Annotated in this window: 8 protein-coding genes; 5 read left to right on the forward strand and 3 right to left on the reverse strand. The window is 67.9% G+C overall.

Features of this window, described 5'->3' with window-relative positions; translation table 11 throughout:
* The 5 genes from WDC82_RS23565 to WDC82_RS23585 all read left to right on the forward strand — a co-directional run bounded on the left by WDC82_RS23565 (position 1) and on the right by WDC82_RS23585 (position 11,297).
* A complete protein-coding gene (locus tag WDC82_RS23565) occupies positions 1 to 1,005 on the forward strand; it encodes a cytochrome c peroxidase (RefSeq protein ID WP_340119871.1) in 1,005 nt (334 codons plus the stop codon).
* Complete coding sequence (locus WDC82_RS23570) at positions 1,002 to 3,476, forward strand: two-component system VirA-like sensor kinase (RefSeq protein WP_340119872.1); 2,475 nt, start codon at positions 1,002 to 1,004, stop codon at positions 3,474 to 3,476. The genes WDC82_RS23565 and WDC82_RS23570 overlap by 4 nt, the downstream gene beginning before the upstream one ends.
* 95 nt (positions 3,477 to 3,571) lie before the next feature.
* Positions 3,572 to 4,057 (forward strand): hypothetical protein, encoded by a 486-nt coding sequence (locus WDC82_RS23575; protein ID WP_340119873.1) that lies wholly within the window; start codon positions 3,572 to 3,574, stop codon positions 4,055 to 4,057.
* A gap of 300 nt (positions 4,058 to 4,357) precedes the next feature.
* Entirely contained in the window at positions 4,358 to 9,076 is a 4,719-nt protein-coding gene (locus WDC82_RS23580; protein ID WP_340119874.1) for a cadherin-like domain-containing protein, read from the forward strand.
* Positions 9,077 to 9,095: 19 nt separating this feature from the next.
* Positions 9,096 to 11,297, forward strand: coding sequence for an adenylate/guanylate cyclase domain-containing protein (locus WDC82_RS23585; RefSeq protein ID WP_340119875.1), 2,202 nt, complete (start codon positions 9,096 to 9,098; stop codon positions 11,295 to 11,297).
* 19 nt (positions 11,298 to 11,316) lie between these two features.
* Here the strand turns inward: WDC82_RS23585 and WDC82_RS23590 are convergent, their stop codons facing one another.
* The 3 genes from WDC82_RS23590 to WDC82_RS23600 form a co-directional block, all read right to left on the reverse strand.
* Positions 11,317 to 12,123, reverse strand: coding sequence for an alpha/beta hydrolase (locus WDC82_RS23590; RefSeq protein WP_340119876.1), 807 nt, complete (start codon positions 12,121 to 12,123; stop codon positions 11,317 to 11,319).
* A 314-nt stretch (positions 12,124 to 12,437) separates the two neighbouring features.
* Entirely contained in the window at positions 12,438 to 12,815 is a 378-nt protein-coding gene (locus WDC82_RS23595) for a VOC family protein (RefSeq protein WP_340119877.1), read from the reverse strand.
* A gap of 16 nt (positions 12,816 to 12,831) precedes the next feature.
* On the reverse strand, positions 12,832 to 13,560 hold the full coding sequence (locus WDC82_RS23600; protein ID WP_340119878.1) for an aldolase: 729 nt from the start codon (positions 13,558 to 13,560) through the stop codon (positions 12,832 to 12,834).
* Between the last annotated feature and the right edge of the window lie 233 nt (positions 13,561 to 13,793).

Below are 13,793 nucleotides of genomic sequence, written 5' to 3' on the forward strand. Positions count from 1 at the left end.
ATGCTCTTCCGGCACGTCGCCGGCGCCGTCGCAAGCGCCGGCGACGGCTTCGCCAGGTTCGCCCTGGCGATTCTCCTGGCCGTCCCTCTCATGGCTCTGCCCTACCCGGCGCGATTCTCGTCGGCGCCCTCGTCAACGGAGTCCGCGCCCGTCCTGCCGCGCAGCGACGAACCGATCCAGCCGCTGCCGCTGCCCGTGCCGGCGGACCCGCTGGTCGTCAGCCTGGGCGAGCTGCTGTTCCGCGATCCGCGGCTGTCTAAAGGCGACAAAGTGAGCTGCAATTCCTGTCACGACCTGGCTACCAATGGCGCAACCGCCGCTGTCCTGGACGAAGGCCTGGACGGAAGCCCGCTGCCGCTCAACAGCCTCACGGTCTTCAATGCGGCCCTCAGCTTCCGGCTCAGCTGGGAGGGCAACTTCCGCAGTCTCGAGGAGCAGGCGGCCGCCTCCCTCACCAATCCGCGCATCATGGGCACCACCTTCGACGAGGTGATCGCGAAGCTGGCGTCCGATCCGGCGATGGTAAGCCGTTTCCGCGCGGCATTCGGCCACCCGCCCGACACGGCCTCGCTGCTGCGCGCACTGGGAGACTTCCAGCGCCAACTGCTGACACCGGGCAGCCGCTTCGACCGCTGGCTGGCCGGTGCCGACGACGCTCTGGATCAGCAGGAGCAGCGCGGCTATGCGCTGTTCAAGTCACTCGGTTGCATCTCCTGCCACCAGGGGGTGAACATCGGCGGCAACCTGTTTCAGCGCCACGGCATCTTTCATCCGCTCGCCTCGCCGACACCTGAGGTCTTGCGGGTGCCAAGCCTGCGCAATGTCGCCGCCACGGCGCCCTACTTTCACGACGGCAGCTCACCGGATCTGCACGACGCCGTGCGGCGCATGGGCATCGCACAGCTCAACTCGACCCTCACGGAGGCGCAGACCGACGACATCGTCGCCTTTCTGCGCAGCCTGACTGGGACCTATGAGGAACGCGACGTCAGGACACCGCAATGACCATTGCCCAGACGATCGGCGGTGCCGTTTCGCTCTTCTTCCTGCTGACCTGGCTCGCGGTGCGAGGCATGACCAGCTCCAACGACCAGTCGGACGCGCTGTTCCGCGAGATCGATGCCTTTGCCACCGCGGAAAGCGGGCTGCACCGTGACGTGCTCGCCGCGCGCGCGGGCATGCTGCGCAGCTATGATCCCCTTGTGGAAGAGATCGCCGCCATGCGGGCCGCCATCGACCGAATTTCCCGGCGCCTGCCGGCCGGCTTCGATCGCAAACGGACGCTGGCCCCGCTGCACGACATCGTCAATCGCAAGGAGGTGCTGACCGAGAAGTTCAAGAGTCAGAATTCTCTGCTGCAGAATTCGCTTACACATTTCAATCTGTTCAGCACCCGGCTCAACAAGCCCGGCCGCGATGCGGCCCTGATCCAGGAAGTCAGCGGCCTGGCCACCGCGATGCTGCGGTTTACGCTGGACACCTCGCCGCCCGCGGCAGAGGCAGTGGAGCGCAAGATCACGGAACTGCGCATCGAGAACCTGCCGGCCGACGAGGCCAGGACGGTCGAGGCGCTGACGTCCCATGCCAAGCTGCTTCAGGTGGTGCTGCCGCAGACCGACAACATCCTGAAATCCATCGTCATGCAAAGTTCCGAATTCCAGCAGAAGAAGCTCGCCACGCTGGTGCGCGCCCATGCCACTGAGACGGACGCGGCCGCCAACCTCTTCCGCCTGCTGCTCTACGGCACTTCTGTGCTGCTCGCCGTCCTGCTGATCCTGCTCGGCATTCAGCTCCAGGGCCAAGCCCGGACGCTGCGCCGCCGCGCCAACATCGAGCACGTCATCGCCGACTTCTCGACCCGCGCCCTCAACTCGGCGGGCAACGACGTCGCGTCGCATGTGGAGACGGCACTACGCGAGCTGGCCCACTGTCTCCTTGCGGAACGCGCCTACTTCATTGTTCCCGGCGAGAGTCCGCGCATCTTCCGCTGGTCCCGCGATGGCCGCTTCCCGGCGGGCTGGCCCCTGCGCGCCCTGGCCCTGCCGGAGGCGATCTCCCCCACGCCCGAGGGTGTCCTGCGGGCCTCCGTTCCGGCATCGGGGCCAGAGACGCGCGTCGAGGCGGCCCTGGCCGAGGCGGGTGTGCGCCACTGGCTGGGCACCGTCAGCCTGCAGAACCCGGGTCCGCTGCTCGGCTTCGACATTCTGCGCAACCGCAACCCTTTCTCCCCCCACAGCTGCGGCCTCTTTCGCATGGCCTTTGAGGCCATCGCCAGCGCCCTCGAGCGCGATCTGCTGGAGCGCGAAAAGGTCCGTCTCGAGACCGTACTTCAGCGGGCACGCCGGATGGAGACCATTGGTTCTCTCGCCAGCGGTATCGCTCACAACTTCAACAACATCATCGGCGCGATCCTCGGCCATACGGAAATGGCCTTCGCTCATGCCGGGCCGGCGAGCGGCTTGAACGACAACCTCTCGGAGATCCGCCGCGCAGGCGAGCGCGCCCGTGATATCGTCGATCAGATCCTCGCCTTCGGTCGGCGCAGCGACGTGAAGAAAGAGATCGTCTGCCTGCGCGCGGTGATCGCAGAGACCCAGGCGATGCTGAAGGCAACACTGCCGCCGGAAATCCAGCTGCGGCTCTACACCACCCCGGAAGAGATTCCGGTTCTGGGCGAGCCCGCCCAGCTTCAGCAGGTCCTGCTGAACCTGTGCAACAATGCCGCCCAGTCTATGGACAGGGCCGGCGAGATCGTCATCTCGCTGCAGGCAAAAGTGCTGGGGTCTTCCAAGCGGGTCGGGCAGGACGAGCTTGCCCCAGGTCGCTACTTGGTGGTGTCGGTGATCGACCCCGGCCGTGGCATGACCGAGGCGACCCAGGAGCGGATTTTCGATCCTTTCTTCACCACCCGGCACGACGGAAACGGCCTCGGCCTCGCGACGGTGCGCGAAATCGTGCGTCAGCACGACGGTGCCATCTCGGTGCAGAGCACGCCCGGCGCCGGCACCCGCGTCGACACCTGGCTGCCGGCCATGCCCAGCGACGGGGCCGCAGCATCCTCAACCCGGCCGCTGCCGCAGAGGAAGGATACCGCGGAGACGGTGCTGCTCATTGACAGCGATCCGAATCAGCTGCTGTGGCACGAGGAAATGCTGGCAGCCCTGGGCTACGAGCCGATTGGCTTCGCCGATCCGGGCGCCGCCCTGGCGGCCTGCGCGGCCGCGCCCAAGCGCTTCGACGCCGCCCTTCTCTGCAACAACGGGCGCAAGTCCGCCGCGGTGCTCGACCTCGCCGGCCGGCTCCTGCAGCTGGCCCCTCAGTTGCCCATCCTTGTGGCGACCACTTCAGTCAAGGCCTTCAACGCCCCGCGCCTGGCTCGGGCAGGCGTGCGCGAAGTGATCCATCTGCCGCTGGAATCCGCCGAACTCGCCTCGGCCCTGGGCCGCTGGTCGACCGACAGGCAGGCGTCCGTCTGAACGCCGCCCCGTCACCGCCTCCGTTGCCGTATTGGCCGCGACGAAGCTGTAGATTACCATGAAGACCCTGACGAGCCATATCTGGAGGTTGCCGTATGGCGGCTTTGCGCGCGGCTAGGACGAGGGACGATGTCAAGGCGACGTTCTCGGTGGAGGACCTGCGTGTGTTCCGCACGACGGAGGGCAACGCCTACGCAATCGTCGGGCACAACCCGCTCCACAGGCTCATCACCGATACCTGGCTCGGCGGATTCGGTACCGAGGCGGAGTTTCGCCAGGTTCTGGAATTCATCTGCGAACGCTTCGAGACCGGGAACTACATTTTCTGGCTCGCCGATCTGCGCTTCCTCAACAGCGCCTTTTTCCATTCCGAGGCCTGGCTGGCCGAAACGGTGTTCCCGCGAGCCATCGCCGCCGGCCTGCAGCGGGAAGCCGTCGTGGTGCCCACGTACCAAGGCGCGCCACGCGGTTACGACGTCTTCGGTTCCGCCTCCTCCGCCCTGGGAAGGATTACGGACGGCAGGGTTCGGGGTTTCTCCGACGTCGAAGCGGCCAAGGCGTGGCTGTTTGAAAGTTCGTAGGTCTTCGGGCCGCGGGACAGCGGGCGACGCCGGCCTGTCCCGGCCCCGCCCCTCGGCGGCCTGCTTACGTCTGCAATTAAAAGTTGCGGCAAAGGCAAGTAACCAGCCCAAGCAACTTGGCGACGTCACCGTCTCCGAAGTGTTAACTATTCATTGCGCTTACCTCTTCTTAACTCCTCTGCTAATGTGAAGTAACGGGACACGGGGGATCATCCCTAACATCAACGTCTAAGGCCCGGCCGATCCGCAGCGCGGAATCGGCCGGGCCTTCGATGTGTGTCGGCATGAAGAAGACGGGCCATGGCCAAAACGGTTGAGGTACCTGAAGGTCTTTTCGGCGGCATCGAGGCTGTCGAAACACTCGGGCATCAAGGCATTGTCCTCGATGCCGATTTTCTCTTCACAGCGGAGTTCGTTCGCGTCGGCGACGACCTGATCCTGCGCGGTGCCGACGGCAGCGAAATCCAGCTGCCCGGCTACTTCGCCCAGGACCCGCCGCCACCGCTTGAGACCGCAGAGGGTGCGCGCCTGCTGCCGGAAACCGTCGAGGCGCTGGCGATCCCGGACACGCTGCAGGGCTATGCCCAGGCCGGCGCCGTGCCGCTGCCCCAGCCGATCGGCGAAGTCCATTTGTTGAACGGCACGGCCCGCGTCCAGCGGCCGGACGGCAGCCGCGCCGATCTGCACGAGGGCGACCCGATCTTCCAGGGCGACGTGGTCGCCACCGGCGTCGGCTCGGAACTCGGCATCGTCTTCATCGACGAGACGATCTTTTCGCTTTCCGCCGCTTCGCGGATGATCATCAACGAGTTGGTCTACAATCCGGGCAGCACGGCCAATTCGATGGGCGTCTCCCTGATCCAGGGCACCTTCGTGTTCGTGACCGGACAGGTGGCCCCCAGCGGCGGCCTGGAGGTGGAGACGCCGGTCGGCGTCATCGGCATCCGCGGCACCACGGTCGGCGTCGAGATCGCCACCCTGGGCGGCCGCACGGCGATTGCCAATCTGACCAACCCGGAGACCGGCGAAACCGGCAGCTTCCTGTTCAGCAACAATGCCGGCAACGCGCTGTTCTCACTGGCGAACCACTACCTCGAGATCCGCAGCATCAACGCCGATCCGGGCGTGCCGCGGGTCGCCTCCAGCCAGGATATCCTGAACGCTTTCGGCCGGCCGCTTTCCCGCGCGGTCGCGCTGCAACGCGCCCTGGGCCGCGATGAGGAACAGAACGACGACGCGAGCCCCGCCGAGCAGCAGGAAGGCGCCCTGCAGGGCGACGTGCTGCAGGCCCTGCAGGACTCCGGCCCGAGCCCGCAGCAGCCCGGCCCGTTCCAGGACGCGCCGGTCATCGAAACCGCCGCCGGGCCCAATCAGACCGGCGACGGCGGCAGTTCCGTGCCGAGCAGCGGCAGCGGTTTTGGCGGCGGCCTGCAGACCGAGGCCGTCGCCAACACCGCCAACGTCGGCGGCTCCGCCGGCGGCAACCTCGGCGGCGCCTCCAGCGGTGCCTTGCCCTCGACCGGCAGCCCAGGGACGCCACCACCCCCACCCGGGGGCGTTTCTTCCAATACCCAGGACGACGCGCCGCCGCCGCCCCCGGGTTCACCGCCGCCGGGTTCGCCGCCACCCGGCCCGACGCCTCCGGCCAACACGCCGCCGGACTTCACGGCCGCCGATGCCGCCGGCACGGAGGGTGCCGTGGTGCCGCTCGGCGCCGCCAACCTCTCGGCCAGCGACGCCGAGACCGCCGATCCGGCGCAACTCGTCTATACCGTGACCGGCGCCACCAACGGCGTGGTGCTGCTGAGCAACGGCGAAAGCGTCCAGGCGGTCACGAGCTTTACCCAGGCCGACGTGAATGCCGGGCGCGTGTTCTTTGCTCATGACGGCGGCGAAACCACGCAGGCCAGCGTCACCCTGCGGGTGAGCGATCCGAATGGCGGCGTCTCCGCCACCAAGGTCCTGCAGATCGGCATTGCCGCCGAGAACGATGCCCCGGTGCTGGTCAACAACAGCCTGAACGTCATCGAAGGCCAGACCGTGGTGCTGGGCGCGGGCGATCTCAGTGCCACCGATTCCGACGACCCCGCAGCCAGCCTGGTCTTCACGGTGAGCGCCGTGACCGGCGGACAGTTCGAGCTGCTCGGCAATGCCGGCGTCGCGGTCACCAGCTTCACCCAGGCGCAGGTCACCGCCGGCCAGGTGGTCTTCGTCGACGACGGCGATGACACGCCGCCCAGCTACAGCGTCTCCGTCGGGGACGGCCAGGCGGCGAGCGCGCCCGCCCCTGCCAGCATCGCCTTCACGACGCCGAACGCCGCGCCGGATGCCGCCGACGATGCGCTGGCGACCGACGAGGACACCATCCTCAGCGGCAACGTGCTGGCCGACAACGGCAACGGCACCGACAGCGACCCCGATGGCGATCCCTTGACGGTCACCGCGGTCAACGGCAGCACCAGCGCGGTCGGCAACGCCTTCGTGCTGGCCTCTGGTGCGCTGCTGACACTCAACGGCGACGGCAGCTTCAGCTATGACGCCAACGGTGCCTTCGATAGCCTGGGCGGCGGCGACAGCACCACCGACAGCTTTACCTACACCGTCTCCGACGGCAACGGCGGCAGCGACGACGCGACCGTGACGGTCACGGTGAACGGCGCCAACGACGCACCCATCGTGGTTACCGCGGCGGCCAGCGTGGCCCCGGGCGATGCGATCTTCATCAGCACCAGCATCCTCTCCGCTTTCGATGCCGACCATAGCGACCCGGCCGACATCACCTTCACGGTCTCGAACCTGGTGGATGGAGAGATCCAGCTGGCCGGCTCCGCCGTCACCAGCTTCACCCTGGCGGACGTGATTGCCGGACAGGTGACCTTCGTTCACGACGGCGGCGACAACGAGACCGCCGGCTTCTCGGTCACCGCCACCGACCCCTTGGGCGCCAGCAGCGCGCCGGCGGTGGTGACGCTTGTCGTTGCCTCCGGCTTCGTCTGGACCAATGCCAACGGCACCGGCGCCTGGAACGATCCGGGGAACTGGCTCGGCAACGCGGTGCCGCCCGCCGGCGCCAGCGTCACCATTCCCAATGTCGGTGCCGCCGACTTCTCCACCGGCAGCCTGGTGCTGGACAGCCTCCACCTGGCAGGCGGCAGCCTGGAGGTGACGGGCGGGCTTCTCGGCACGGGAACGGTGGATGGCGAAAGCGGCACGCTGATCGTCGACGGCGGCGAATTCCGCATCGCAGCCTCGTCCGAACCGACTCTGGACATCGGCCCGAGCCCGGGATCATTGGCCAACGCGATGGTGCAGAACGGCGGCGAACTGACCCTCGTCGGGAACGGCGCCCTGCTGTCGGTCGGCCGCGAGGGCAACGCCAACACCCCGGTTTCGATCTTCACCATCTCTTCCGGCGGCACCGTTCTGCTGGACGGCGAAGGCGGCAGCGCGACCGTCACCATGGGAGAAGGCGCCGAAGGCTTCGGTGCGATCTTCGTCAGCGGCGAAGGCTCCGCCCTCTCGGTGGAAGGAAGCTTCGCCGGGTTCGTCGTTGGCGGTGCTGGAACCGGCGAGTTGCTGATCAGCGACGGCGGCCTCGCCTCCGCCACTTACCTAGAAGCCGGCACGACCGCTGGGAGCATCGGCGTGGTCGCGGTCGGCGCGGGCGATGAAGGCGCGGGCAGCCGCAGCGAGCTGCGCATCGCCGGCCAGTTCATCGAAGGCGGCGGCGCCTTCGTGCAGATCGGCGGTGCGGGAACCGGCGCGCTTCAGGTCACCAACGGCGCCCTCGTATCGATCGACAGTGCCGGATTCTACCCAAGGCTCGTCATCGGCGCCGACACCGGCGGAGAAGGCTCGGTGCTGGTCACCGGCGCCGGCAGCGAGCTGACCGTCACCAACGGCGGCAACGCGAACGACCTGCCCTTCATTACCGTTGGCGACGAGGGCGACGGGACGCTCATCGTGCTCGACGGAGGTCAGGTGGTAAATGCCGCCAACGGCTATACCTTCGTCGGCCTCGATACCGGTGGCACCGGCACCGTTGTCGTCGGCGGCGACAGTGTGCCGGGCTCGCTGTTCGATGCCGGCGCCGTGCTCGTCATCGGGGCGGGCTACAACTTTCCGACCAACCAGATCCTCTTCGACGCCGGCGGCACCGGCAGCGTGACCGTCGGCGCCGGCGGCACGCTGACGGCGGGCGCCGCCCAGGGCGACGGCATCACCGACATCTACATCGGCAGCGGGGGCAGCCTGTTCATCCAGAACGGCGGCATCGTGGTGGGCGACATCGACAACCAGGGCGGCAGCCTCGTCAACGGCAACTCGCCGGGGACAGCCAGCTTCGGCGGCGACTTCGCCATGTCCGGCGGCTCCATGGAGATCGAGCTGGGCGGTCTCGCCGGCGGCGCCTTCGACCTCTACCAGGTGGCGGGGGCGGCGACGCTCGACGGCGGCACGCTCGAGTTTTCATTGATCGACGGTTACGACCCTGTCGCCGGCGACTTCTTCGCCTTCCTCACCGCCGGCGGCGGCCTGGCCGCCGACACCGCGATGCTGTCCTACGTCTTCCACGGCGTCGACAGAGACTTCGATTTCGCCGTCGACTTCGACGGCACCACCGCGGGTCTCACGATCTTGAACGGTGCCGGTGCCGGCAACTCGGTGATCTTCCGCGGCGGTGCGGGCGCCGAGAGCTTCCTCGGCGGTGACGGCGCCGATCGGCTGGACGGCGGGGGCGGCACCGACACCCTGGCCGGCGGCGCCGGGGCCGACCTCTTCGTGCTGCGCGCCGCGGACGCGCACGACAGCCTGTCATTCGCCGACATCATCCAGGACTTCGAGGTGGGCAGCGACCTCCTCGCCCTCGCCGACGGGCTGACCGTCGCCGACATTGCGCTCGGCAAGTCCGTTGACGGCGACGCCGTCATTACCCTGCAATCGACCGGCGCCTATCTTGCGGTGCTGCAAGGCGTCTCGGCCGCGGATGTGAATCTGGCAGAGATCGCCACCGTCGCCTGAGCGGCGGAGGGGAAGCGTCGTGAGCACCCAGGCCTTGCCGCAGGTGGCCGTTGCCGGCGGGTTTCTGCGGCGTCTCTACCGGCACCTGCACGTCAATGGCCGCAGCCGTTCGCTGGCGCTTGCGCTCCTGCTGTCGCTGCTGGTGCTGCAGGTCTGGGACCCGGCTCCCTTGGAGATTCTGCGCCAGCGGATCTTCGATCTCTACCAGGTGGCCAAGCCGCGCCAATCCCTGCAGCAGCCGGTGGTGATCATCGACATCGATGAAGAGAGCCTGGCCGAGATCGGCCAGTGGCCCTGGCCGCGCAACGAAGTCGCCCGCCTGGTCGACCGCCTGCGCGATGCGGGCGTGGCCGCCGTGGCCTTCGACGTTGTCTTCGCGGAGGCCGATCGCGGGCTGCCGGACAACGACGCGTTGCTCGCCCAGGCCCTCGGCGGCGTGCGCGCCGTGCTCGGCGAGTCCGCCTACCACCGCCGGCTGGCCGTCGGCCCGCGGGCTGAGCCCAAGCCGATGCAGCTGGCCGTCATCGGCGGCAATCCGGCGCCCCATCTGTACCGCTTTCCCGACGTGGTGCGGAATATCGAACTGCTGGAGACGGCGGCGGCCGGCCGGGCCGTTTTCAATCTGGTGCCGGCGAGCGACGGCGTGGTCCGTCAGGTTCCCGCTTTCGTCGCCGTGGAAGAGCGCATCCTGCCGAGCTTGACGGTCGAACTGCTGCGCGTCGCCACCGGCGGCAACGCCATCGCCATCAAGACCGACGCCGCCGGCGTGCGCGCTTTCGTGGTCGGCGGTGTCGAGGTGCCGACCGACCGCAACGGCAGGCTTTGGGTCTATTATTCGCAGCCCAGGCCGGACCTCTATGTATCGGCACGAGACCTGCTGAGCGGCGCCGTAGGCCCCGAGCGTCTGGCCGGCAAACTGGCGCTGATCGGCACCTCCGCCGCCGGGCTTCACGATATCAAGGCATCGCCGCTGCGCGACGCCGTGCCGGGCGTCGAGATCCACGCCCAGGTCCTGGAGACGATCATCTCCGGCCAGGTCCTGGTGCGGCCGCACTACGCTTTGGGTGCGGAGCTGTTGCTGCTGGCGGTGGCAGGACTGCTGTTGATCGCCCTGGTTCCGCTGATCGGAGCGGCCTTCACCCTGCTGCTCGGCGGCTGCGTCGCCATCGGCCTGTCACTGGGGTCGTGGCTGCTGTTCACCCACCAGGGCATGCTGTTCGACGTCGCCTATCCCCTGGCCGGCTCCGCCGCGGTCTTCACGCTTCTGGTTTTTGCCAACTACCTGCGCGAGGAGAGCCGCCGGCAGCAGGTGCGCAGCGCTTTCCATCACTACCTCTCGCCGGCCTTGGTGGATCAGTTGGCCAGCGACCCGAGCCGCCTGGTGCTGGGGGGCGAAAGCCGTGACATGACCATCCTGTTCAGCGACGTGCGCGGCTTCACCGCGATCTCCGAGCGCCTGCAGGATCGCCCGCAGGAGCTGACCCGCCTGATGAACCGGCTCTTGACGCCGCTGTCGGCGGAGATCCTGGCGAGCGGCGGGACCATCGACAAGTACATGGGCGACGCCATCATGGCGTTCTGGAATGCGCCGCTGCCCGATGCCCGGCACGCCTTGCATGCCTGCCGGGCCGCCCTGGCGATGCAGGACGCCCTCGCCCGCTTGAACCTCGAGCTCGCGGCCGAATGCGAAGCCGGAACGGGCCATGTCTCTCATATCGAGATCGGAATCGGCATAAACAGCGGGCTCTGCGTGGTCGGCAACATGGGTTCCGAGCAGCGCTTCGACTATTCTGTCCTGGGCGATGCGGTGAACCTGGCTTCCCGCCTGGAAGGCCAATGCCCGACCTACGGCGCGAAGATCATCCTCGGCGCAGCCACCGCCGCGGCACTGGAGGGCAGCGTCGTCTGCGTCGAGCTCGACATCCTGCGCGTGAAGGGCAAACACGAACCCCAGAAGATCTTCGCGGCACTGGCGCCCGCCGCCGATGTGCCGGACCTCCAGACCGGCGCCGCCCTGGCATCGATCGGCGCCGCCCTGGCCGCCTACCGCCGGCAGGATTGGGACGCCGCGCTCCGGGCGCTGACGGCGGCTGAAGGACATCGTCTGCCCCTCCTCGATCTGACGGTCCTTGTCGGGCTCTACCGCCGGCGCATCGAAACCCTGCGCGCCCAGCCCCTGCCGGAGGGCTGGGACGGCGTCTACGTCGCGACGTCGAAATAGCCCCGCCCCCGCCGCGCCGTCACCGCGCCCGGATGAACGCCAGCACGTCTTCGATCACGTCGGGGTAGTTCAGGATGTTGGTGTGCAGCGCCTCGGCGTGCCAGATCGCCTGCTTGGGCTCGGCCGCCGCCGCGAAGAGCTTCTTGCCAAAGCGCAGCGGCACGACCGGATCGCGCTCGCCGTGCATCACCAGCAGCGGCGCGCCCACCTTGGCGATGCGCGAGAGCGAGTCCCAGGGGTCGCGGATCAAGAGACGCACCGGCAAGTACCAGTAGTGCGCCGCCGCCACATCGGCGATGGAACTGGGCGGCGCCTCCAACACCAGGGCCGAGGGCGGCCGCTCGCTCGCCATCTTCACGGCGACCGCGGTGCCGAGAGACTCCCCGAAGTAGACCAGGCGCTCGCGCCCGTAGCCCTGGGCCGCCACCCAGTCGAGCACCGAGCGGGCGTCGGCGCTGAGCCCCTGCTCGCTCGGCCTGCCGGGGTTGCCGCTGTAGCCGCGATAGCCGGTCGCCAGCAGCCCGAAGCCGGCCTTGATGAAGGGGCGCATCTTCTCGACCGCGCTGCCGAGATCGCTGCCGTTGCCGTGGAAGAACACGATCAGCGGCTCCCCTGACCCCTCGGGTCCGCCCGCTGGCGGATGATACCAGTGGGTCAGCTTCAGGCCCGGCTCCGGCTCGGTCTCGATGGCCTGCAGCGCCGGCAGTCTATGGCTCTCGAGACGCGGCGTGATCGCCGCCGCCGGATAGATCAGGCTGCGCTGGGCCAGGAACATGACCACGACGACGAAGACATAGCCGCCGAGTATCGCCCAAAGCCAGGTCATCAGGAACTTCCTCATCTGCCGGCGCTCTTCCCGGGTCTGCCTGCCGCCACCTTAAAGCCTTAGACCCAAAGGGTTGATGGAAGGTAAGCATGGCAGCCGCAGCATACTCAGATTGTCATCCCGGCCAAGGGAGGCATCAGCCGAGCGCGAGCCGGGATCCATCGCGTGGCCGGGCGCCTGGCCTCGAAAGGCCCTCGGGCCGAAGCCGCAAGCTAACTTGGCAATGCCGGGAGTTTGTGCCTGCCATGGGCCCCGGATCGCGCTCGCTCATGCTCGCTTGTCCCGGGTGACAGGTGGAGTGTGCTTCCGCCTTCTCACGGCCACTCGTTGGCGCCGGCGGGGAAGTCGTCGCGTTGGGGATTTACCACGCAGAAGCGCTGGCCGCTGGGGGCCTCCATGACGCACCAGCGCTTTACCAGGCCGATGCGCTTTGCGCCGAGTGCCTCCAGGCGTTTCACCTCGGCCTCGATGTCGTCGGTCTCGATGTCCAAGTGGACGCGGCTTTCGTGCGCCACCGCCTGCAGCAGGATCTTCGGCTGGCCCGGCGCCTCCTGCAGCACGGCGTAGGCGGGGTCGCCCTCGGGCACCTCCTTCACCGGCAGGCCGAGAGCGTCGCTCCAGAATCCGGTCTCGCGGCCGAGGTTGTCGGTCTTGCAGTCGATGACGAGGCAGGCAAGGCGGCTGTGATGCATTCCTTTTCCTTTTTCCTTAGCTGACGTAGCTGCGGTCTTCGGCGTCCAGGAGGCGCTTCAAGGCCGCGAAGTGCGCGTCGGCATAGTGCTGCTCGGTGGCCGGGTCCTTGAAGGTCGCCCCAGCGATGTTGTCACTGACCCGGCGCAGCGGGCGGCCGGTCGAGTGCGCCAACACCTGCACCTGGCAGGCGCGCTCCAGGTAGTAGAGATCCTCAAAGGCCTTGGCGATGGTGGTGCCCACCACGATGACGCCGTGGTTGGCGAGGAACAGCACCCGCTTGTCGCCCAGCGCGCCGGCGATCCGCTCGCCTTCCTCGACCTCCGTCGCGATGCCGTTGTAGCTGCCGTCATAGGCGACGTCGTTGTAGTAGCGCAGGGCGTTCTGGCTGATCGGCTCCAGCGGCGTGTCCTCCAGCGAGGTCAGCGCCGTCGCGTAGGTCATGTGGGTGTGCAGCACGCAGGCCGCGCGCGGATGCTCCTTGTGGATGCGCGAGTGGATGCAGAAGGCCGTGGCCTCCAACTCGCCGCCGCCTTCCAGCACCTTGCCGTCGTAGTCGACCAGCAGCAGGTCGCTGGCGGTCAGCTGCGACCAGTGCTTGCCGAAAGGATTGACCAGGAAGGCATCCGGACGCTCCGGCGGGGCATAGCTGAAATGGTTGCAGATCCCCTCGTTGAGATCGAAGCGGGCCGCCAACCTCAGGGCCGCGGCGAGATCGATCCGCGCCTGGTTCAACGAGTCGTCCATCGGCAGTCTCCTTGGCACAATGACAGCGCCATCATAGCGCTTTCGCCCGCATGCGAAAGAGTCTCTCCCGGCCAAATTTGGGGCGCCGCGCGGGGTGGCGGCGGCCCGGCCGGCGGCCTAAACTCCCGCCCTTCGATGCGATTCCAATCCGTAAAGTCAGGGGACCAAAGATGGATGTACGGGCAGCGGTGGCGATTGCGGCGGGCAAGCCGCTGGAGGTGACGACGGTGCAG

Source organism: Pelagibius sp. 7325, assembly GCF_037652055.1.
Classification (GTDB): Bacteria; Pseudomonadota; Alphaproteobacteria; order Kiloniellales; family Kiloniellaceae; genus Pelagibius.